The sequence below is a fragment of the Micromonospora sp. DT201 genome (genome assembly GCF_049841575.1).
In the GTDB taxonomy this organism is placed as follows: domain Bacteria; phylum Actinomycetota; class Actinomycetes; order Mycobacteriales; family Micromonosporaceae; genus Micromonospora.
In genome coordinates this window covers 125,866-147,718 of the sequence record NZ_JBNCKP010000020.1, presented here as the reverse complement: position 1 = coordinate 147,718, position 21,853 = coordinate 125,866, and the positions used below count along the sequence as shown (strand labels likewise).

Sequence of the window (21,853 nt, the reverse complement as noted above, 5' to 3'; positions counted from 1 at the left end):
CCATCGATCGCCGGTAGGCTCGACTCATGAGCGCCGAGCCCATCCCGACATCACCTGGCCCCTGGTGTCCGGATCCGATGCGGCAGCAGCGTGCCGACTACACGCTGGAGGACCTGCTCGCCCTGCCGGACGACGCCCCCCGCGTCGAACTCGTCGACGGAGTTATCCAGGTGACGCCCTCCCCCACCCTGGGCCATCAAGACATCTCGTTACTGCTTGCGCACTGGCTGCTGCAACATGTGCCGGCTGACCTCCGGGTCGTTCAGGCCGTCGGAGTCGGGCTGAGTTCCAATACCAGCCGACAGCCGGACGTTCTGCTGCGGCGGGCCGGCGTGGCTCCCTCCCGATCCTCGCTGCGTCCGGCGGACGTGGTCCTCGCCGTGGAGATCGTCTCGCCCGGCACGCGACGGATCGACCGGTTCGCGAAACCGGGCGAGTACGCCGCCGCCGGCATTCCGTTCTACTGGCGGATCGAGCAAGACCCGGTGCACGTGTACGCGTACCGGATCGGCGACCGGGTTGGGCCGGGCGGTGAGCGGCAGTACGAGCTGGTCGCCGACGGCGCAGACGTGATCGAGCTGACCGAGCCGTTCGAGATCAAACTGCCGGTCGCCGAGATCACCCCGTAGTCGTTTCGCCTCGGTGGTGTCGGGTAGCCGAGGGGCATGGCCGAACAGAGATTCCACAAGGGCGACCACGTCTCCTGGTCGGCCCACGGCAGCCGAGCGTACGGCGTGGTGCAGGGGACGATCACCGAGCGGATGCGGATCCGCGGGCGGGCAGTGAACGCGGCGCCCGACGACCCGCAGTACCGGGTCCGCAGTGACGGAACGGGCCGCGACGTGGCCCACCGCCCCGAGGCGCTGCGTCATGAGCAGAGCTGACGGCAACGGCCGGGACACCTTCCGGGAGTTCACCGAGGCGGTGAACATGAAGCCCCGCGAGCTGTCCACGTGGCTGGAAACCGATGAGTCGAAGCAGGTTGGCTGGCACAAGGGCGGCCGCTCCGGTGGCGGCGAGTCCGTCGGGCACGACTCCGGCCGGAAGATCATCAACCTGCTGCGGCGCAAACGCGGCGACCTGTCCGAGGGCGATTACAAGCACATGCGCAAGGTGGTCGGCTACGTACGCCGGCACATGGCGCAGCGCCCCTCCGGCAACGTCCGCGACACCAAGTGGCGCTGGTCCCTCATGAACTGGGGCCACGACCCCCTGAAGTAGCCCGCGAGCCCGCCCACCACGTCACTCCACGGCAAGATCCGCGCAACTTCGGCGAAGTTGGTGCCTCAGAACCCCGCGACCCAGCACTTTCCCCGAAGTTGCGCGGATCTTGGGCCGGCGTCGGCGCACGGCAGCGGGCCCAGCGCGGACCTGGCGATCAAGGGCGCTGTCCACCACGCCGAGCAGGACCGACCGCAGGGACCTCGTCGGGGTTCCGGGGAGCCCGACAAACCTGACCCACCAAGCCAACGCCCACGTGACCAGGACGACCGGTCAGGGGGGGCCGGGGCAGCCCGACCCGCGCAGGGATCAAGCCTGACCGCCCGGAGCGGGTCGGGCTGCCCCGGACCCCCCACCGCAACGAAAATCAGTGATCAGCGCTGTTCCAGTCCCGGCCCAAGCCGACCGACACCGACAACGGCACCGACAGTGGGTACGCCGCGCCCATCTCCCGCCGGACCAGTGCCTCCAATGCCTCCCGCTCACCGGGGGCGACCTCGAAGACCAATTCGTCGTGCACCTGCAACAGCATCCGCGAGCGCAACCCGGCCTCGCCGAGGGCGGTGTCGACGTGCAGCATCGCCACCTTGATGATGTCGGCCGCTGAGCCCTGGATCGGGGCGTTGAGCGCCATCCGCTCGGCGATGTCTCGGCGCTGCCGGTTGTCGCTGACCAGGTCGGGCAGGTAGCGGCGGCGACCCAGGATCGTGGAGGTGTAGCCGTCCTGGCGTGCCCGGGCGACCACCTGCTGCAGGTAGTCGCGCACCCCGCCGAAGCCGGCGAAGTAGTTTTCCATCAGGCCGCGCGCCTCGTCGGTGCCGATGCTGAGCTGCTGGGACAGACCGAACGCGCTCAACCCGTACGCCAGGCCGTAGTTCATGGCCTTGATCTTGCGGCGCTGATCGGCGGTGACCTCGTCGAGCGGCACCCCGAAGACCGACGACGCGGTCGCGGCGTGGAAGTCGGCGCCGGAGTTGAACGCCTCGATCAGCGCGTCGTCCGAGGACAGGTGCGCCATGATCCGCATCTCGATCTGGCTGTAGTCGGCGGTGAGCAGGCACTCGTAGCCCTCGCCCACCACGAAGGCCCGGCGGATCCGCCGGCCCTCCTCGGTGCGGATGGGAATGTTCTGCAGGTTGGGCTCGGTGGAGGAGAGCCGACCGGTGGCGGCCACCGTCTGGTTGAAGGTGGTGTGGATCCGGCCGTCGTCGGAGACCGACTTGAGCAGCCCGTCGACCGTCGACTTGAGCTTGGCCACGTCGCGGTGGCGCAGCAGGTGGGCCAGCACCGGGTGCGGGTTTTGCGCATAGAGCCACTGCAGGGCGTCAGCGTCGGTGGTGTAGCCCGTCTTGATCTTCTTGGTCTTCGGCAGACCCAACTCGGTGAAGAGGATCTCCTGCAACTGCTTGGGCGAGCCGAGATTGAACTCCCGACCCACCGCCTCGTACGCGCCCTGCGCGGAAGCCTTCACCTCGGCGGCGAAGTGCGCCTCCAACTCGGACAGATACTGCGTGTCGGCGGCGATGCCGGTGCTTTCCATGCCGGCCAGCACCCGCATCAACGGCAACTCCACCCCGGCCATCAGCCGGGCGGACTGCTCGCCGTCGCGGGACAACTCAGCGTCGATCGCGTCGGCCAGGTCGAGAGTGGCCCGAGCCTGGAGCATCAGGTTCTGTTCGGCCACGCCTTCGTCGCCGAGCCCGTCGAGGGTGAGCTGGCCGGACTCCTGAACGTCCACCCGCAGCTCCCGGTGCAGGTAGCGAAGCGCCAGGTCGGTCAGGTCGTAGGACCGCTGGTCGGGGCGGGCCAGGTACGCGGCGATCTGGGTGTCGCGGACGATGCCGGCGAGCTGCCAACCGTGCGCGGCACAGGCCAGCACGGCCGGCTTGCTGTCGTGCAGCACCTTGGGTCGCTGCGCGTCGGCCAACCAGGCGGCCAGGGCGCCTTCGTCGGTGGGGTCGAGCCCTGCCGGGTCGACCCACGCCGCCGCGCCGCCGGCGGTGGCCAGTGCCAGACCGGTGATCGAGGCGTTGTGCCTGCGGTTGGGGCCGGTGTCGAGCTTGACCGCCAACCCGACCGGGGTACCGGTCGGGGCGTGCGTGCCCAGCCAACTGGCCAGCGTGCCGGGCTCGGTGAGCACCTCGCCGGTGAGGTCGAACCCGGACTCGGCCTCCGGCTCGACCGCCTCCAGGTATTGGTAGAGACGGTCGCGCAGGATGCGGAACTCGAGGGTGTCGAAGACCTGGTGCACCGCTTCCCGGTCCCAACCGGTCCAGCGGGTGTCCTCCGGGCGCAGCGGCAGCTCCAGGTCGGAGATGAGGCGGTTGATCTCGTAGTTGCGGATCACGTCGGCGAGCCGCTCCCGCAAGCTGTCGCCGGCCTTGCCCTTGATCTCGTCGGCGCGGGCGATCACGCCCTCCACCCCGCCGTACGTGGTGATCCACTTGGCGGCGGTCTTCGGGCCGACGCCGGGAACCCCGGGCAGGTTGTCGCTGGTCTCACCGACCAGCGCAGCCAGGTCCCGATACTGCTGCGGCCCGACGCCGTACTTCGCCTCGATCGCCGCCGGGTCCATCCGGGCCAGGTCGGAGACACCCTTGCGCGGGTAGAGGACGGTGACCTGGTCACCGACCAGCTGGAACGCGTCGCGGTCGCCGCTGCTGATCAACACCGACATGCCCTGGTCGCGGGCCTGACAGGCCAGCGTGGCGATGACGTCGTCGGCCTCGAAGCCCTCCTTCTCGACCACGGGGATCTGCAGCGCGGCCAGGACCTCCTTGACCAGGCTGACCTGGCCCTTGAAGTCGGTCGGCGTCTCGCTGCGGCCGGCCTTGTACTCCGAGTATTTCTCGGTGCGGAAGGAACGGCGGGAGACGTCGAAGGCCACGACGATATGGGTGGGCTGCTCGTCACGCAGCACGTTGATCAGCATGGAGGTGAAGCCATAGACCGCGTTGGTCGGCTGCCCCGTCGTGGTGGAGAAGTTTTCCACAGGCAGGGCGAAGAATGCCCGGTATGCCATGGAGTGTCCGTCGACGAGGAGCAGGCGCGGTGTCGTAGCTGTCACGGCAGCGACTCTAGTCCGTCGCACCGACAACCCTGGCCCTCGGCACGGGGTGCCGCAACGCCGAGACGACAGCCCGCCCGAACGCCGGCGGCCGGCCACCCCCACGAGGGGATGACCGGCCGCCGCTCGGGTGGCTCAGGCCACGCCGAGGTACGCCTCCTTGACCGACGGATCGTGCAGCAGGTCCTGACCGGACCCCTCCTTCACGATCTGACCGGTCTCCAGCACATAGCCGCGGTGTGCCCGCGACAACGCCTGCTGGGCGTTCTGCTCCACCAGCAGGATCGTGGTGCCCTGCTGGTTGATCTCCGTGATGATGTCGAAGATCTGCCGGATCACCAGCGGAGCCAGACCCATCGACGGCTCGTCGAGCAGCAGCAGCTTCGGTCGGCTCATCAGCGCCCGGCCGACCGCGAGCATCTGCTGCTCGCCACCGGAGAGCGTGCCACCGGCCTGCTTACGCCGCTCGGCAAGCCGCGGGAAGAGGGTCAGCACCCGATCCAGGTCGGAGGCGATGCCGGCGGAGTCCCGCCGGGTGTACGCCCCCATGTCCAGGTTCTCCATCACCGTCATACCGGGGAAGATCTGCCGCCCTTCCGGCGACTGACACAGCCCCCGGACCACCCGCAGGTCGGCCCGGAGCTTGCTGATGTCCTCGCCGTTGAACGTGATCTTCCCGCCGGCGAGCGGCCGGGTGCCGGAGATGGCCCGCATGGTGGTGGTCTTACCGGCACCGTTCGCGCCGATCAGGGCCACCACCTCGCCCTCGTTCACGGTGAGGCTGATCCCGTGCAGTGCCTCGATCCGGCCGTACGCGACGGCGACGTTCTCGAGCTCAAGCAGCGTCATCGGCGGGCTCCCCCAGGTACGCGGCGATCACCTTCGGATCGCGGCTGACCTCCGCGGGCGCACCCTCGGCGATCTTGCGGCCGAACTCCAGCACCACGATCCGGTCGGTGACTCCCATGACCAGCCGCATGTCGTGCTCGATGAGCAGGACGGTCAGGCCCATGTCACGGATCTTGCGGATCAGGGTGAGGAGCTCCTCCTTCTCCGCCGGGTTGAAGCCGGCGGCCGGCTCGTCCAGGCAGATCAGCTTCGGCTCGGTGGCCAGCGCGCGGGCGATCTCCAACCGGCGCTGGTAGCCGTACGGCAGGTTGCGTGCCTCGTCGTTGGCCCGATCGGCGATCCCGACGAGACGGAGCAACTCGAGCGCCTTGGCCTCGGCCGCCCGCTCCTCGAGGATGTGCCGGGACAGGCCGAAGATCTTCGCGGCCGACAGACGCACCTGCTGCCAGGTCCGGACGATCCCGGACGCGGCGATGACCTGCGGCAACTCCTCCGGCTTCGGCCGCACCCGGTAGAGCCGGAACAGGGCCCCCGGCACGCTCGTCTTGTGCCGCGAGTCGGTGCCGACCATCACGTTCTCCAGTGCCGTCATCTCCGGGAAGAGACGGATGTTCTGGAACGTGCGGGAGATGCCCAACTGGCTGATCTGGTGCGGCTTGCGGCCGGTCACCTTCTGGCCGCGGAACCGGACCGCCCCGGAGGTCGGCTTGTAGACCCCCGTCATCACGTTGAAGCTGGTGGTCTTGCCGGCACCGTTCGGCCCGATGAGGCCGAGGATCTCGCCCTGGTAGATCTGGAAATTGATCTTGTCGAGGGCGACCACACCGCCGAAGCGGAGCGTGACGTCGTCGACTTCGAGCAGCACCGACCGTGGCCCCGCCTGAGTGGGGATCTTCGGCGCTGACGTGCTGGTGCTCTGGTCAGACATGAGCGGGCACCTCCTCTGCATCCGCCGCGCGGTCTTTCAACTCGCGGGCACGCCGCCGGCTCGGAACGAGGCCCTGCGGCCGCAGGATCATCACCAGGACCATGGCCAGGCCGAAGACCAACCACCGGTAGTCGGCGAAGTCGCGGAACCGCTCGGGCAGGTACGCCAGCAGCACCGCGCCGAGCGAGACGCCGATCATGTTGCCGGAGCCACCCACCACGACCATGGCGACGAACAGGATGGACAGATTCGCGTTGAACTGGGTCGGGTCGATGAACGCGTTCCGGCTGCCGAACAGGAAGCCGGACAGGCCGCCGAGCGCCGCACCGATGGCGAACGCCCAGAGCTTGAACTTGAACGGGTACACGCCCATCACCGCGGCAGCGTCCTCATCCTCCCGCACGGCCAACCACGCCCGGCCGACCCGGCTGTGCTCCAGCCGACGCACCAGGATCACCATGATCAGCACGAAGGTGATCGCCAACCAGTACCAGGGCTTCGCGTCGATCAGACCGAAGACCTTGTTGTCCACCGACGGCGGACCCTCCGGGCCGGGGATGGCCGAGATGCCCACCGGGCCGTTGGTCAGCCCGGTGGCGTTGCGGGCCACGATCCGGATGATCTCGCCGAAGCCCAGGGTCACGATGGCCAGGTAGTCACCGCGCAGCCGCAGCGTCGGCCAGCCCAGCAGCACCCCGGAGATCATCGTCAGCACGATCGCGATGAACAGGCAGATCGCCCAGGTCACCGCCCAGGTCGGCGGCAGGTTGAACTCCTGCTGGATCCACTTGACCACCGGCGAGTTCACCGAACCGAACAGCGCGACGCTGTACGCCCCGATGGCGAAGAAGCCGATGTAGCCCAGGTCGAGCAGGCCCGCGAGGCCGACCACCACGTTCAGGCCGATCGCGACCAACACGTAGATGGCGCAGACGAAGAGCACACCCGCCCAGTTGTTACCGCCCTCGATCGAGTCGGTACGCAGCCAGGTCAGGCCCGGAACGCCGAGCAGCGGCAGGTAGTAGAGGAACGCCACGAAGGCGGCCAGGCCGATGGCCTGCTGCCACTTCGTCAGCGCCCGCCAGCGGTCGCCGACCGAGGTCAGCACGCCGACCCGGCGGCGGTCTGCGGAGCGAATCTTGTCGATCATGCGCGGGCCCTCCCGAGCGACTCACCCAACAGGCCGGTGGGCCGGAACATCAGCACCACGATCAGCACCACGAAGGCGATGACGTCCTCCCAGTTGGACGCGAAGAGCGAGGCGCCGTAGACCTCGACGATGCCGAGGAAGAGACCACCGAGCAGTGCGCCGCGCAGGTTGCCGATGCCGCCAAGCACCGCGGCGGTGAACGCCTTCAGACCGAGCACGAAGCCGATGCTGTTCTGGGTGAAGCCGAACCGCATGCTCCACAACAGCGCGGCGGCGCCGGCCATGATGCCACCGAGCACGAAGATCAGCATGATCACGCGCTCCTGGTTGACGCCCATCAGCGCGGCGGTCTCCGGGTTCTGGGCCACCGCCCGCACACCCCGGCCGTACCGGGTGCGGTTGATGAACCAGTCCAATATCGCCATCATCGCCACGGCCGCGACGAAGACGATCAACTGAATGTTCGTGATCGCCGTGTTGCCGATGGTGAAGAGGGTCTCCTGCTGGATGATCGTCGGCATACCGACGATCTGCCGGGGCCGACCGAACGCCTCCGGCAAGACTCCACCGAGCAGCTTGGGCAGCACCTGCCCGAAGAGCTCCACGAAGACGAGCGACAGACCGATCGCGGTGATCAGGAAGATCAGCGGCGGTGCGTTCTTACGCCGCAACGGCCGGTACGCGATCCGCTCGAGCGCCAGGGCCGTACCGCCCGAGGCAGCAGCCGCGACGATCAGACCGAGCACCAGGAACAGGATCGCCTGGCCGACAGGCGGGTTGTTCTGCACGCCGAGCTGGGTCCAAAGGATCAGCACCGCGAAGGTACCGACCATGAAAACTTCAGAGTGAGCAAAGTTGATCAGGCGAAGGACGCCGTAGACGAGGGTGTAGCCAAGGGCGATCAGGGCGTAGATGGCGCCCTTGGACAGGCCATCGACCGTGTGCTGGCCGAGATGGCCGATCAATTCATCAAAATGCACCGGGGGTCTCCTTGAATCGAGCGCGGCCGGGGTTAAACACCCCGGCCGCACTCCATTGCGTGGGCGTCAGCTGAGCTTGAGCTCCTGCAGCGCCTCGATAGCAGTGCCCTTGATCTGGTAGGCCCAGATGACGACCTTGGTCGGGTCAACGTCACCCTTGGCGTCGAACTTGATGTACTTCGACACGCCCTGCTTGTCGTACGACTTGACGTACGACAGGATGTCCGCCCGGGTCTTCTTGCCAGCCTTGAAGGCGTCCAGGTAGACCGTCGCGCCGTCGAAGCCTTCCGCACCGTAGGAGCCCGGCGCGATGCCGTACTCCTTCTGGTAGTCGGCCGAGAAGGTGCCGCCAGCCTTGTCAGCCGGGAGGCACGGGCAGGTGATGATCGCGCCCTCGGCACCGCCGGAGGCACCCGCCGGGAACGCCGGGTCGTAGAGACCGTCCGGGCCGACGAACTTGGCCTGGACACCAGCGGCACGCATCTGCTTCACCAGCGGAGCGGCCTCACGGGTGTAACCGCCGTAGAAGACGAAGTCCGCCTGCGCAGCCTTGATCTTGGAGATGGTGGCGTCGAACTGCGCCTGCCGCTCCTGGATCTTGTCCTTGTTGACCACCAGCGGGCCGAGCTGCTTGCCCAGCTCCTCGGTGATGCCGGCGCCGTACGCGCTGGCGTCATCGACCAGGAAGACCTTCGCCGCGTTCTGCGTCTTCAGGTAGCTGGCCACCGCGCCGGCCTGCGTGCCGTCGTTGCCGACCACCCGGAAGAAGGACGTGTTGCCCTTCTGGGTCAGGTCCGTCCGGGTCGCCGACGGGCTGACCATCGCCAGACCCGCGGCCTGGTAGATCGGCATCGTGGCGTCCGACTCAGCGGAGAAGTGACCACCGATGACACCGAGGAACGAGTTGTCCCCCGCGATCTGGTTCGCGAACGGGGTCGCCACCGCAGCGTCACCCTGGGTGTCGAACTCCTGCATGGTGACCTTGCAGTTCGGGTTCGCCGCGTTGAACTGCTTCACAGCGAGCTTCGCGCCGTTCAGCGACGGGATCACGAGACCCGCGTTGTCACCCGTGAACGCGCCGAAGATCGCGATCTTGCCACCGCAGTCACCGGACGCGGTGTTGCTGTCGCCGCCACCGGAATCCTGGCAACCTGCCGCGACCACAAGGGTCGCGGCGAGCGCAACGGTACCCAGCGCCCGTACATAGCTTCGCCTCACGGCTTCCTGACCTCCTCCAGATGCGGACGCGGCTGACCCCTTGCGACGGCGACAGCAGCAGACCGCAATTCCACCCACCCCGCAGGGACTGCCCCTGCGTTACGGCTCGTGATGGCGGAGCGTACCGACACCGCATACCGTCCCGGAAGTCCTGAAGGCGGGGTCTGCGAAAACGTTACGAAGACGCGGGCAATCACGTCGATGCCCGTCACACGTGAACCCGTCTTTTGGTCCTTATGCCCACGTCCGGTCGGGGGTCACCCGCATCCACCCAGGCCGTTCCCAGTCCGCGAGACGGGCATTGACCTGCGAAAATAGGTCAGCGCATCGCACCGGCACGACATGAAACGCCACCGCCAACGCTCAGACGCCCACGCCGGCCGCCCACCACAGCCCGGCCCGCGTCCCGTCGTCCGCCGCCAACCACCACCGGTCACCCACCGCTACCAGTGATACGTCCCGGTCAACACCCGCCGGCACATCGAGCGGCATCGTCGCCTCCCGCCACGACCCACCACGATCCGTCGACACCCACACCGACAGCCGCGCCCCATCGGTCACCGCGGCGAACAGCCGATCCCCGGACGACACCAGCGACGCCACACCCGGCACCCCGGCCCCGGCCCGCCGCCCGAATGTCCCGGCGGCCACCCAGCCCGCGGCTTCCTGCCGCCACACACCGAACGTCGCTCCACGAAGCCCGACCGCCACCGGCACCCCGCCGACCAGCGCCACCCGCTGCATCTCCTCGTACTCCGACCCGCCCGGCAACACCGTGCGCCGCCACGACCGCCCGTCCGACGACGACCAGACCGCCGGGTCACGGTCGATCCGGCCCGCCGGCAGCAGACCGCCCACCGCCAGCCAGCCCGACGACGTCGCCACCGCGTCGAACGCCCAGGTCACCCCAACCGCGTCACTGGCCAACTCCGGTGCGCCCTCGACCAGGGCGAACTCTGCCGCGGCCGGCGACGACACCCAGGAGGCCGCACCCGCCGAACGGTTACCGACGATCAACCAGCCCTGCCCACCGGCAGTCAGGCGGGACACGTTCACCGCCGTCGGCCCGCCGAACGTCTCGAACGGCGCCTGCACCTCGACCAGCGCGCCATCGCCCGCCTGCCGCCAGGTGCTCACCCGCGGATAGCCGTGCGCGCCACCGACCTTGGCACCGATCAGCGCCGCCTTTCCGTCCCGACAAGCCACCGAGAGGAACACGTTCTGCCGACCGTAGAAGGAATCCGGACGGACCGTGACCGCTGTCCAGGTCGTACCGTCCACACTGGTCCAGGCCGCCGGACGAGTCCCGCCGGCGGTGTCGGCGACCCCGCCGACCAGGAACCACCGACCCGCACACGACGTCGCGTCGCGCACCAGAAGACGGCCCGCGCCACCCGGCGGCGCCGGCAGCGCCAAGGGCTGCCAACCCGGTCGCAGCGCGGCGGCCGACGTCGACCCGGCGCCGCCCGGTGCGGCTGGCCCGTCGCACCCGACAAGCGCCAGCGCGAACAGGCCAAACACCGCGATCACCCGTCGGACGGACACCCGTCGATGCTAACCACCGAACACCGCGTCTGGGGGCCTGGCGCAGCCCGGATCGCGCAGGTCGGGTCTTCAGACGCTCGGCTGCTGCGACACCTCGCCGCCGGCGGTCTCCGCGAGGATCCGCTCGGCGACCTCTTTCATGGTCATCCGGTGGTCCATCGCCGTGCGCTGGATCCACTTGAACGCCTGCGGCTCGGTCATCCCGTACGTCGTCATCAGCGCACCCTTGGCCCGCTCCACCGCCTTGCGGATCTCCAGGCGGTCGGTCAGGCTCGCGACCTCCGCCTCCAGGGCCGCGACCTCCGAGTAACGCGACAGCGCGATCTCCACCGCCGGGACCAGGTCGCTCTTCTGGAAGGGCTTAACGAGGTACGCCATCGCGCCGGCCGCCCGCGCCCGCTCCACCAGGTCGCGCTGGCTGAACGCGGTCAGAATGATCACCGGGGCGATCCGGGCGCCGGCGATCCGCTCGGCGGCGGCCAGCCCATCCATGATCGGCATCTTGATGTCGAGGATGACCAGATCGGGCTTCAGCTCCTCGGCGAGGCGGACCGCGGTCTCACCGTCACCGGCCTCCCCCACCACCTCGTAACCCTCTTCGACCAGCATCTCGGCGAGGTCCAGCCGGATCAGCGCCTCGTCCTCGGCGATCAGTACGCGCCTGCGCTCGGCATCCGTCGGCATCTCAGCCACCAGCCCTACCCCCACCAGTCGAAAACTGACACCCGACCAGCCGGGTGTCACCGCCCTCAGCGTAGTAGGTAACCTATGGGAGGCCACCAGAGCATTCGGCCAAGCGTCCCCGTATTCCAACCGGCAGAGAAGCGGAGCTCAAACCTCCGACAGTGTGGGTTCGACTCCCACCGGGGGCACCAAAGGTGTCGTACGGCTGTTCCAAAATCGTCATGTGCATCCACCTGAACTACGCATTCGTGCGCGGCAGCAGCACCTCGCCGGCAGTACGGTCGCCGAGGTTGCCAGACGTCTGAGACTTCCGTACCCGACGGTCAGGGGCTGGTGCAAGCACCAGGTCGAGCCGAGAAGGTCCAGCAGCGAGCTTCGTTGTTTTCGCTGCCGGCCCGAGGTCAAGAATCAGACAGATCCGTCTGCATACCTCTACCTGCTCGGTCTCTACCTGGGCGACGGGCACCTCGTCACCTCCGCACGGGTGCCGGTGCTGCGCATCGCTTGCAGCAGTAGTTGGCCGGGCTTGATCGAGGCGTGCGACGCCAGCATGCGGCAGGTGCTCGCGGCGAAGGTCCAGCGCGTCCAGCAGCCTGGTTGCGTCAGCGTGCAGAGCTCCGGCAAGCACTGGCCATGCCTGCTTCCCCAGCATGGTCCCGGAAAGAAACATGAACGTCCGATCATTCTCGCCGATTGGCAACGGGACATCGTCGCGACGCATCCGGGTGACTTCCTGCGCGGCTTGTTCCACTCCGACGGCTGCCGCTTCGCCAACCGGGTGACCGTCCGCGGCAAGGCGTACGTCTACCCGCGCTACATGTTCGTCAACGAGTCGGCCGACATCATGGGGCTCTGCCAGTGGAGTCTCGACCTGCTGGGCATCGCCTGGCGGATGAACCGACGCAACTCGCTGTCGGTGGCGCGGCGCGACGCGGTCGCCACCCTGGACCGGCACGTGGGCCCGAAGTCCTGACCGCTACCCGCGCGGATCACCCCGACCGTGGGAGCCTGGCTGACACGCAAGCGGACGGCCGGTGGCAGCGGCGACGACAGGGGTGGGATCTGATGCGGGTGGTCATCTTCGGTGCGACCGGCATGGTCGGCCAGGGCGTTCTGCGGGAGTGCCTGCTCGCCGACGACGTGCGGGAGGTGGTGACGGTCGGTCGGAGGCCGACCGGTGCGCAGGATCCGAAGCTGCGTGAGCTGACGGTCGCGGACGTGGGCGAGTTTGACGCGGTGCGGGCCGAGTTGACCGGCGTGGACGCGTGTTTCTACTGCCTGGGTGTCTCGTCGTTGGGTGTGAGCGAGGCCACGTACACACGGGTCAGCCACGACTACCCGCTCGCGGCGGCGCGGCTGTTGGCTGAGGTGAGTCCGCAGGTCACGTTCATCTACGTTTCGGGTCAGGGGACCGATTCGTCGGGCGAGGGTCGGGTGATGTGGGCCCGGGTCAAGGGTCGTACCGAGAACGCGATCATCGCCCTGCTGCCCAACGGCTACGCGGCGCGGCCCGGCTTCATCCAGCCGACGCACGGAATGGTGTCGAAGACCCGTTGGTATCGGATCGGGTACGCGATCACCCGTCCGCTCGTTCCGATGTTGCGCCGGTGGCTGCCGAATCAGATCACCACGACCGAGGGGATCGGCCGGGCGATGTTGCGGGTGGCCCGGCAGGGCTCGCCCGTGCGGGTGTTGGGCAACCGCGAGCTGCGCTGAGGGTCAGGTGAGCGTGTCGAGGGCGTGGGCGAGGTCGGCGCGCAGGTCTTCGGGGTCCTCCAGGCCGACCGAGAGTCGCAGCAGCGCGGCGGCGGGTTTCGCCTCGCCCTCGACGGGTCGGTGGGTCAGCGAGGCGGGGTGCTGGATCAGGGTGTCGACGCCGCCGAGGGACACCGCGTGGGTGATGAGTTGGCAGGCGCCGGCAACGGCGGCCGCGGCGGATGCGCCGCCGCGTACCTCGAAGGCGAGCAGGCTTCCGGGTCCGGCCATCTGGCGGCCGACCAGCGCCGCCGGGTCGTGCACCGAGGGGTGGTGCACCCGGTGTACGGCGGGGTGGTTGGCGAGCCAGCCGGCGAGTTTCTCGGCGGCGGCCTGCTGGGCGCGGACCCGCAGCGGCAGGGTTTGCAGGCCGCGGTGCAGCAGGTAGCCGCCGAGTGGGTGCAGGATCGCGCCGGTGACTGCGCGGACCTGGCGTAGTCGCACGGCCCAGTCGGCGTCGCAGGCGACGACGCCGGCGAGCACGTCGCCGTGCCCGCCGATGCTCTTGGTGGCGCTGTGCAGGACGAGGGTGGCGCCGTGTCGGGCGGGTTGTTGCAGTACGGGGGTGGCGACGGTGTTGTCGACGAGCAGCGGGATGTCGCCGGCTGCGGCGGCGAGGGCGGCGATGTCGACCAGGTCGAGGGTGGGGTTGGCGGGTGTCTCGACGATGATCAGTGCGGTGTCGGGGCGGATGGCGGCGGCGATCTCGTCGGGGTGCGCCCAGGTGACGGTGGTGCCGAGCAGGCCGGTGGCCAGGACGTGGTCGGTGCCGCCGTAGAGGGGCCGGACGGCGACGATGTGCTGATGGTCGTTGCGGGTGGCGGCGAGCAGGGTGGCGGTGAGTGCGGCCATTCCGCTGGCGAAGGCGACGGCCTGGGCGGTGCCTTCGAGTTCGGCGAGGGCGGTTTCGAAGCGAGCGACGGTGGGGTTCCAGAGCCGTTGGTAGACGGCGCTGCCCTCGGCGGGGAGGGTGCCGCCGGTGGCGAGTTGCTCGTACGCGGTGCCGCCGTCCTCGACTGAGGGCAGTGGGTTGGTGGTGGACAGGTCGATGGGCGGTACGTGCACGCCGAGGGTGCGCAGGTCGTCGCGGCCGGCGTGTACGGCCCGGGTGTCCACCGTTGTCATGCCGGGTAGCGTCGAACATCCACCGGCCTGGGAGCAATGGGTCGGCAGATCATTCTGAAAATTGGCTTGGTTTCGGTGACAGATTCGGGCAAGGATGGCCGGATGCCTCCTGAGCCGAACGATGTGCGGCCGTATCCGGCCCTGGACGAGGTGGATCGCGCGATCCTGACCGAGTTGGCCGCGGATGGTCGCCTACCGAACAACGCTCTCGCCGAGCGGGTGGGGGTGGCCCCGTCGACGTGCCTGACCCGTACGCGGGCGCTGCGGGAGCGTGGCGCGATTCGTGGTTTCCACGCGGAGGTGGATCCGGCCGCGCTTGGTCTGCCGTTGCAGGCGTTGGTGTCGGTGCGGTTGACCGCCCACGAACGAGCGGCGGTGGACGCGTTCCGGGCCCGGTCGGTACGGCTGCCGGGGGTGGTGTCGGTGTTCCACGTGGCCGGTGCTGAGGATTACGTGCTGCATGTGCGGGCGGCGTCCGGCGACGCGTTGCGCGACTTCGTGCTGGACCATCTGGCGGTCGATCCGGCGGTGCAACACACGCAGACCAGCCTGATCTTCGAGCAGGCTCGTGGGATGGGCTGAGCGGCGGCAGGGGGTGAATCAACCGACAGATGCCGGCCAAGCGGAACAAAAGCGCTCGGCAGCGGGTTGGCTGACCCTGTGATCACCGTACCGTTGTCTGTTCTTGATCTTGCTCCGGTCGCCAAGGCCACCACGGTCGGCGCGGCCCTGGACGCGACCACCGAGCTTGCCCGCCGCACCGAGGAGCTGGGCTACCACCGCTTCTGGGTGGCCGAGCACCACAACATGCCGGCGATCGCCAGCTCCGCCCCCGCGGTGCTGCTGGCGCACCTGGCAGCGAACACGTCGACCATCCGGCTCGGGTCGGGCGGAGTGATGCTGCCCAACCACGCTCCGCTGGTGGTGGCCGAGCAGTTCGGCACCCTGGAGGCGCTGCACCCGGGCCGGATCGACCTGGGCATCGGGCGGGCGCCCGGCACCGACCAGGTGACCGCGCTGGCGTTGCGGCGCACCATGGAGGGCCTGTCGGCGGAGGGCTTCCCGCGCGAGCTCGCGGACCTGATGAACTACTTCAGCGGGGAGCGGCCGGGGCAGATCATCGCCACGCCGGGCCACGGTGAGCAGCCGGCCGTGTGGCTGCTGGGTTCCAGCGGTTTCAGCGCCCAACTGGCCGGGCTGCTCGGTCTGCCGTTCTCCTTCGCACACCACTTCAGCTCGGCCAACACGCTGCCGGCGCTGGCCCTGTACCGGCAGAATTTCCGGCCGTCGCAGTGGTTGGACAAGCCGTACGCGATGGTGGCGGTCAACGCGGTGTGCGCGGACACCGACGAGCGCGCCGAGTGGTTGGCGGGGCCGAGCGCGCTGTCGTTTTTGAAGCTGCGCTCCGGCCGGCCGGAGCCGCTGTCGACACCCGACGAGGCGGCGGCGTACCCGTACACGGAGATCGAGCGGGAGTTCGTGCTGCAGCGCCGCGACGGTCAGGCGATGGGCTCACCGGAGACGGTGCGCCGGCAGCTGACCGAGCTGGTGGAGCGCACCGGCGCGGACGAGCTGATGCTGACCACGCTGGTGTACGACGTGCAGGACCGGGTGCGGTCGTACGAGTTGATCGCCGAGCAGGTGGCGGGCGGGCTGCACCGGCAGGCGTGAAACACGATCTTCACGCCAGCGTCACCCCACCGACCCCGACGGTGCCTAATGTTGGTGCCGGTGGTGGTACGGCATTCCCGGTCGGGACGGGTTGGGAATGCCGCGGTGTGGCGCACCGGGCCGGAGCTGAGCGGATTCCGCGGCTGCGGCCCGGTGCCTGCCACCCTAGGCGACCCAGTCCGGGACCGCCAGGGGTCAGATCAACGTAGGTAGATATTCGGGGTGGGTGGGCTGGCCATCTGATCGCCGATGAAGAACCCCGGGTGTGGCGGCTGGTTGTAGGCGGTGTTCTGCCACGCGATCGCCACCCGATACTGCGGGTCGTGCATCAGGGTGTGGATCCGGGTGCTGGTCGGTGTGGGCGTGCTGTAGATGCGCAGGGCCCGACTGTCGGTGGTTCGCCAGATCACCTCCTCACGCCAGTCACCCAGGATGTCGCCCGAGAGCGCCGGCGTTGACTTGGTGCCGTTGTTGGACGCCACCGAACTGCCGGTGAGCAGACGGGTCTCGCCACCGGTGCCGTACTTGTCGATTGCCGTGCCGTCGAGCAGCTCCCGCACCGGGTCGCCGTCCCACCAGGCGAGGAAGTTGGCCGACGACGGCTTGCGGCCAATGTTCTGCCCTCTGGTGTTGGCCAGCCCGGCGACCGCCGACGACCACGACTCCGCACCGGGGCTGCCCGCCCAGATGTCCGCGGAGACGCCCCGGCCGTTGTCGCCGGAAGCCGGCGTGGACCAGAGGATCTGACCGGTACGGGCGTCGGCGAACCAGGAGCTGGGCTTGCTGGCGTCCTCGTCGACCTTGAACACCTCCAGGCCGGCGCGGCCCGGGTCGAGGTCGGAGACGTGCAGGGCGTCGCCGTGCCCGTTACCTGTCGAGTAGAGCAGCCGACCGTTGTCGTCGATGGTGGCGGCGCCGTAGACGATCTCCTGACGGCCGTCAGCGTCGACGTCGGCGACGGAGAGCTGGTGATTGCCCTGACCGGCGGCTGCGCCATTGCCGGAGGAGTTCGAGTCGAACGTCCAGCGCTTGGTCAGCGTGCCGCTGCGGAAATCCCAAGCGGCGATGACCGCCCGGGTGTAGTAACCCCGCGCCATGATCAGCGAGGGGCGCTGCCCGTCCAGGTACGCGGTGCCGGCGAGGAACCGGTCCACCCGGTTGCCGTACGAGTCACCCCAGGACGACACGGTGCCGCGCGGCGGGTCGTAGGTGACGGTGGAGAGCACCGCGCCGTTGCGTCCATCGAACATGGTCAGGTACTCCGGCCCGGCGAGCACGTAGCCGCTGGAGTTGCGGTGGTCCGCCGACGACGACCCGATGACCTGGCCGGTGCCGGAGCGGGTGCCGTCGGCGGTCTTCATGGCCACCTCGGCGCGGCCGTCGCCGTCGTAGTCGTACACCTGGAACTGGGTGTAATGCGCGCCGGCGCGGATGTTGCGGCCCAGGTCGATCCGCCACAACCGGGTGCCGGTCAGGGTGTACGCGTCGACGTAGACGTTGCCGGTGTAGCCGGACTGGGAGTTGTCCTTGGCGTTCGACGGATCCCACTTGAGCACGATCTCGTAGGTGCCGTCACCGTTGAGGTCACCGACCGAGGCGTCGTTGGCGCTGTAGGTGTAGTTCTCGCCGCTGGGGGTGCTGCCCCCGGAAGGGACCTGCAACGGCACGTCCAGGTAGCCCGCGCCGAACTGCCACGCAGGTGCCGACGCCGCCTGCTCGGCGCCACCGACAACGGCCCGCACGGTGTACGCCGAGCCGGCCGCCGCGCCGCTGTCGAGGTACGTGGTGGCACCGGTGATCGGGCTGGCGTTGACCTTGGTCGACCCTCGGTAGAGGTTGAACGCCACCCCGGAGGTTTCGGTGCCGAGCAGCCGCCAGGAGACCAGGTTGCCGTTGCCGGAGCGGACGCTGATCAACCCTCGGTCCAGGTTCTCCATCTGCTTCGCCCCCGACGGCGGAGGCGTGGTCGGGGGTGGGGTGGTGGGCGGTGGCGTGGTCGGGGGTGGGGTAGTGGGTGGTGGCGTGGTCGGGGGCGGGGTAGTCGGCGGTGGCGTGGTCGGCTCGCCGGTGGACGGGGCGCCGGTGCAGGTGGTCCCGTTGAGCGCGTAGCTGGTCGGCACCGGGTTGGTGCCGGTCCACGACCCGTTGAAGCCGAACGCGGCGGTGCCGTTGGTGGCGATTGTGGCGTTGTAATCGACGTTGCGCGCGGTGACCAGGGCACCGGACTGTGTGACAGCGGCGCTCCACGCCTGGGTGACCTGTTGACCCGAGGCGTACGACCAGGTGAGGGCCCACCCGTTGACCGGGTCGCCGAGGTTGGTGACGGTGACGTTGGCGCCGAAGCCGCCCTGCCACTGGTTGGTGATCTGATAGTCGACCCGGCAGCCGACGGCGGCGGCCGAGGCGACGACCGTGCCGAGGGTGCCGGCCACGACGGCGGCCACCGTCGTGCCAGCGAGCAGGATCAGCCGATGTCTGGACGGGTGCATGGGACTGCCTCCGGGGATCCGCTGGTGATCGCTGCGGCCCACCGGCCCTGCCCGGGAAGCACAGTGGCTCGCTCCGCCGCTACGGCGACGGACGGCGATCTGATCGGGGGTGAACGCCCTGGAACTCACGGATCCGACTCACCGCGCATCGTAAGGCAAGCGTTTTCCAGGGCGCAACATCGATGGTTGTCACATGCTGCGGACGCCCGGTCTTGCCTCGACGATCGCTGCCTGATCAACTCATTCGGGTGAGTGCCCCCCACATGGACCCCGCCGAGTTCCGTCGCGCCGGCCACGCCGTCGTCGACTGGATCGCCGATTATTGGACAACGCTGGAGCAACGATCGGTCGCCCCGGCCGACCCGCCGGGCACCGTGGCCGCCGCTCTCCCCACCGCGCCGCCCACCACCGGAGGCGAACCGGTCGAAGCGGTCCTCGCCGACCTGGACTCGATCGTCCTCCCGGGGCTGACCCACTGGCAGCACCCGGGCTTCTTCGGCTACTTCCCGGCCAACACCTCCGGCCCGAGCGTGCTCGGCGACCTGGTCAGCTCCGGGCTCGGCGTGCAGGGCATGCTCTGGGCCACCAGCCCGGCCTGCACCGAGTTGGAGACGGTGCTGATGGACTGGCTGGCCCAACTGATGGACCTGCCGCAGCGGTTCCGCTCGACCGGCACCGGCGGTGGGGTCATCCAGGACTCGGCGTCCTCGGCGACCCTGGTGGCCACCCTGACCGCGCTACATCGGGCCAGCGGAGGGCGTTGGCGCGCCACCGGCATCGACCGGCGCTACCGCGCGTACACCTCCATCCACGGGCACTCCTCCATCGAGAAGGCCGTCAGGATCGCCGGGCTGGGCGCTGATGGCGTCCGGCCGATCGAAGTGGACCCGGACACCCAGGCACTGCTGCCGGGCGCCCTACGCGCCGCGATCGAGGCCGACCTGGCCGCCGGGGACATTCCCGCCATCGTGGTGGCGACCATCGGCACCACGTCCACCACCGCCGTCGACCCGATACCGGAAATCGGGGCGATCTGCGCCGAGTACGGAATCTGGCTGCACGTGGACGCCGCGTACGCGGGCGCCGCCGCCGTCTGCCCCGAGCTGCGGTGGTCGCACGCCGGCCTGGACTACGCCGACTCGTACTGCTTCGACCCGCACAAGTGGCTGCTCACCGGCTTCGACTGCGACGCGTTCTGGGTCGCCGACCGCGCCGAGCTGATCGAGGCGCTCACCGTGCTGCCGGAGTTCCTGCGCAACGCCGCCTCCGAGTCCGGCGCGGTGATCGACTACCGGGACTGGCAGGTGCCGCTCGGCCGACGGTTCCGGGCCTTGAAGCTGTGGTTCGTGTTGCGCTGGTACGGCGCCGAAGGGCTGCGAGCCCACATCCGCTCCGGGGTGACGCTGGCCGACCGGTTCGCCGAGCGGGTCCGCGCCGACGACCGGTTCGAGTTGGCGGCGGCGCACCCGTTCTCGCTCGTCTGCTTCCGACTACGCGCCGACGACGACGTCAACGCGGCACTGCTGTCCGAGGTGAACGCCGCCGGGAAGGTGCTCCTGACGCACACCCGGGTCGCCGGTCGGTACACGCTGCGACTGGCGGTCGGCTCGCCACAAACCACCGAGACACACGTCGACGAGGCCTGGACACTGCTCGCCAACACAGCCAAAGACCTACTCGCCCCCTGACGCACCACACCCGCGCCCCACACCCGCGCCCGCGTCCCACGCCCCGCGCGCCCACGTCCCACGCCCGCGCCCCGCGCCCCGCGCCCCGCGCCCCGCGCCCCGCGCCCCGCGCCCCGCGCCCCACGCCCCACGCCCCACGCCCCACGCCCGCGCCCGCGCCCGCGTCCGCGTCCGCGTCCGCGTCAAGATCCGAGCAACTTCCCCGAAACTGCTGCCTCAGACACGCCGGAGGCAGCAGTTTCCCTGAAGTTGCCCGGATCTTGGCGCCGCAGATGGACGCAGGCCGCCGAAGGCGCGAGCGGACTCACCGGCAGGCGCGCGGGTTGGGGCCGGCGCGGGGGTCAGTGGGGGTCAGCGTGGGGTGGGCGTACCCGTTGCCGCCAGCTCGACCGGGGCCGCGACAGCGGGAGCCGCAGCGAGGTCATCGGGACCGGCAAGAGAGGCAAAATCAGAGGCGGCAGAGGGGGTGGCACTCACGGCCTCGGCGCGGGCGTGGCGGGTACGACGTAGAGCCCGCACGGCCAGCACCAGGGCGGCCAACCAGCCGGCGGCCAGTAGGGCGTACACGGCGGGGCGGGCAGGGCCGCCCAGCTCGGCGGAACGGATCAGGGTGCGGGCGTTGGTCAGCACGATCACGCCGCCGACCGCCGCGCCGAGCAGTTGGGCGGGCACGATGCGCACCAGCCAGGCGGCCAGCGGGGCGGCGATCAGCCCGCCGATCAGCAGCGCGGCGACGGTGGGGAGCAGGAACCCCTCGGTGCCCAGCCCGATCAGGAAGCCGACACTGGCCGCGCCGGCCACCACGAACTCGGCGGTGTCGACCGAGCCGATCACCTTGCGTGGCTCCATCCGGCCGGAGACCAGTAGCGCCGGAGTGGCCACCGGCCCCCACCCGCCGCCGCCGGTCGCGTCGACGAAGCCGGCGACCAGGCCCAGGGGGCCGAGGAAGCGACCACGTAGCCGCCCGCCGACCCGATCGGTGCGCAGCGGTCGGGCGAAGCGGACCAGCAGGTACGCGCCGAGGGTGAAGAGGATGCCGGCCATCCACGGTGCCGCCGACTCGGTGGAGATCGAGCTGAGCAGGGTGGCGCCAGCGAAGGCACCGATCGCGCCGGGCAGGGCGATGCGGGTCACCACTCGCCAGTCGACGTTGCCGAACCGCCAGTGCGCGACCCCGGCGGCGAGCGTGGTGCCGATCTCGGCCAGGTGCACCGAGGCCGAGGCGGCGGCCGGGGCGACCCCGGCGACCAGCAGCAGAGTGGACGAAGTCAGTCCGTACGCCATGCCGAGCGAGCCGTCGATCAGCTGCGCGGCGAGCCCGACCAGAGCGAGGATCAGCAGCTTGCGCACGAGCGCCCCCTGACTTTTCGGCATCTCCTATCGACTTAGTCGACAATGCGGCACGGCACTGCCAGGGTCAAGCACCTGATCGGTGGATGGGACGCCACGCGGCCCGCCGCAGCAGACACCACCGCGCAGCCCG

Annotated in this window: 18 protein-coding genes, 1 tRNA gene and 1 pseudogene; 9 read left to right on the top strand and 11 right to left on the bottom strand. The window is 69.5% G+C overall.

Features of this window, described 5'->3' with window-relative positions; all coding sequences use genetic code 11:
- Window positions 1-26: 26 nt before the first annotated feature.
- From ACLQ28_RS27355 to ACLQ28_RS27345, 3 genes and pseudogenes are all read left to right on the top strand, one after another.
- Window positions 27-629, top strand: a complete 603-nt coding sequence (locus ACLQ28_RS27355) for a Uma2 family endonuclease (RefSeq protein ID WP_425689123.1) — start codon at window positions 27-29, stop codon at window positions 627-629.
- A gap of 36 nt (window positions 630-665) precedes the next feature.
- On the top strand, window positions 666-884 hold the full coding sequence (locus ACLQ28_RS27350; protein ID WP_425689122.1) for a DUF2945 domain-containing protein: 219 nt from the start codon (window positions 666-668) through the stop codon (window positions 882-884).
- Window positions 871-1,218: pseudogene (locus ACLQ28_RS27345) on the top strand (DUF3140 domain-containing protein); the annotation flags it as partial. The gene ACLQ28_RS27350 and the pseudogene ACLQ28_RS27345, both read left to right, overlap by 14 nt.
- A 370-nt stretch (window positions 1,219-1,588) precedes the next feature.
- Here ACLQ28_RS27345 and polA read toward each other — a convergent pair.
- The 8 genes from polA to ACLQ28_RS27305 form a co-directional block, all read right to left on the bottom strand.
- Window positions 1,589-4,288 carry a DNA polymerase I gene (gene polA, locus ACLQ28_RS27340; RefSeq protein WP_425689121.1) on the bottom strand — a complete coding sequence of 900 codons (2,700 nt, stop codon included), beginning with the start codon at window positions 4,286-4,288 and terminating at the stop codon, window positions 1,589-1,591.
- A 135-nt stretch (window positions 4,289-4,423) separates the two neighbouring features.
- Window positions 4,424-5,137: an ABC transporter ATP-binding protein gene (locus ACLQ28_RS27335; RefSeq protein ID WP_110563991.1), complete on the bottom strand. Its 714-nt coding sequence runs from the start codon at window positions 5,135-5,137 to the stop codon at window positions 4,424-4,426.
- A complete protein-coding gene (locus ACLQ28_RS27330) occupies window positions 5,124-6,065 on the bottom strand; it encodes an ABC transporter ATP-binding protein (protein ID WP_425689120.1) in 942 nt (313 codons plus the stop codon). The genes ACLQ28_RS27335 and ACLQ28_RS27330 overlap by 14 nt, the downstream gene beginning before the upstream one ends.
- Window positions 6,058-7,215: a branched-chain amino acid ABC transporter permease gene (locus tag ACLQ28_RS27325; RefSeq protein ID WP_110563992.1), complete on the bottom strand. Its 1,158-nt coding sequence runs from the start codon at window positions 7,213-7,215 to the stop codon at window positions 6,058-6,060. Before ACLQ28_RS27325 ends, ACLQ28_RS27330 begins: the two co-directional genes overlap by 8 nt.
- A complete protein-coding gene (locus ACLQ28_RS27320; RefSeq protein WP_425689119.1) occupies window positions 7,212-8,195 on the bottom strand; it encodes a branched-chain amino acid ABC transporter permease in 984 nt (327 codons plus the stop codon). The genes ACLQ28_RS27325 and ACLQ28_RS27320 overlap by 4 nt, the downstream gene beginning before the upstream one ends.
- A 66-nt stretch (window positions 8,196-8,261) precedes the next feature.
- Complete coding sequence (locus tag ACLQ28_RS27315; protein ID WP_425689118.1) at window positions 8,262-9,413, bottom strand: branched-chain amino acid ABC transporter substrate-binding protein; 1,152 nt, start codon at window positions 9,411-9,413, stop codon at window positions 8,262-8,264.
- Between the two features lie 363 nt (window positions 9,414-9,776).
- Window positions 9,777-10,958: a hypothetical protein gene (locus tag ACLQ28_RS27310; protein WP_425689117.1), complete on the bottom strand. Its 1,182-nt coding sequence runs from the start codon at window positions 10,956-10,958 to the stop codon at window positions 9,777-9,779.
- Window positions 10,959-11,027: 69 nt separating this feature from the next.
- Window positions 11,028-11,651: an ANTAR domain-containing response regulator gene (locus tag ACLQ28_RS27305; RefSeq protein WP_357556333.1), complete on the bottom strand. Its 624-nt coding sequence runs from the start codon at window positions 11,649-11,651 to the stop codon at window positions 11,028-11,030.
- A 105-nt stretch (window positions 11,652-11,756) separates the two neighbouring features.
- Here ACLQ28_RS27305 and ACLQ28_RS27300 point away from each other — a divergent pair.
- From ACLQ28_RS27300 to ACLQ28_RS27290, 3 genes are all read left to right on the top strand, one after another.
- A tRNA-Leu gene (locus ACLQ28_RS27300) sits at window positions 11,757-11,833 on the top strand.
- Between the two features lie 32 nt (window positions 11,834-11,865).
- Complete coding sequence (locus tag ACLQ28_RS27295) at window positions 11,866-12,615, top strand: transcriptional regulator (protein ID WP_425689116.1); 750 nt, start codon at window positions 11,866-11,868, stop codon at window positions 12,613-12,615.
- A 92-nt stretch (window positions 12,616-12,707) separates the two neighbouring features.
- Entirely contained in the window at window positions 12,708-13,358 is a 651-nt protein-coding gene (locus ACLQ28_RS27290) for an NAD-dependent epimerase/dehydratase family protein (protein ID WP_425689115.1), read from the top strand.
- Between the two features lie 3 nt (window positions 13,359-13,361).
- On the opposite strand, the gene ACLQ28_RS27285 is transcribed toward ACLQ28_RS27290, so the two are convergent.
- Window positions 13,362-14,522 (bottom strand): trans-sulfuration enzyme family protein, encoded by a 1,161-nt coding sequence (locus tag ACLQ28_RS27285; RefSeq protein WP_425689114.1) that lies wholly within the window; start codon window positions 14,520-14,522, stop codon window positions 13,362-13,364.
- A gap of 102 nt (window positions 14,523-14,624) precedes the next feature.
- On the opposite strand from ACLQ28_RS27285, the gene ACLQ28_RS27280 reads away from it, so the two are divergent.
- Together ACLQ28_RS27280 and ACLQ28_RS27275 are read left to right on the top strand one after the other, a co-directional pair.
- Window positions 14,625-15,104 (top strand): Lrp/AsnC family transcriptional regulator, encoded by a 480-nt coding sequence (locus ACLQ28_RS27280; protein ID WP_334499065.1) that lies wholly within the window; start codon window positions 14,625-14,627, stop codon window positions 15,102-15,104.
- 78 nt (window positions 15,105-15,182) lie between these two features.
- The gene (locus ACLQ28_RS27275) at window positions 15,183-16,193 is read left to right on the top strand and encodes an LLM class flavin-dependent oxidoreductase (RefSeq protein ID WP_425689113.1); all 1,011 of its coding nucleotides are present in this window, start codon (window positions 15,183-15,185) and stop codon (window positions 16,191-16,193) included.
- Window positions 16,194-16,393: 200 nt separating this feature from the next.
- Here ACLQ28_RS27275 and ACLQ28_RS27270 read toward each other — a convergent pair whose 3' ends face one another.
- Window positions 16,394-18,682, bottom strand: a complete 2,289-nt coding sequence (locus ACLQ28_RS27270) for a cellulose binding domain-containing protein (RefSeq protein WP_425689112.1) — start codon at window positions 18,680-18,682, stop codon at window positions 16,394-16,396.
- Between the two features lie 248 nt (window positions 18,683-18,930).
- On the opposite strand from ACLQ28_RS27270, the gene ACLQ28_RS27265 reads away from it, so the two are divergent.
- Complete coding sequence (locus ACLQ28_RS27265) at window positions 18,931-20,370, top strand: pyridoxal-dependent decarboxylase (RefSeq protein WP_425689111.1); 1,440 nt, start codon at window positions 18,931-18,933, stop codon at window positions 20,368-20,370.
- Between the two features lie 351 nt (window positions 20,371-20,721).
- On the opposite strand, the gene ACLQ28_RS27260 is transcribed toward ACLQ28_RS27265, so the two are convergent.
- Window positions 20,722-21,720 (bottom strand): sulfite exporter TauE/SafE family protein, encoded by a 999-nt coding sequence (locus ACLQ28_RS27260; protein ID WP_425689110.1) that lies wholly within the window; start codon window positions 21,718-21,720, stop codon window positions 20,722-20,724.
- Window positions 21,721-21,853: the final 133 nt, after the last annotated feature.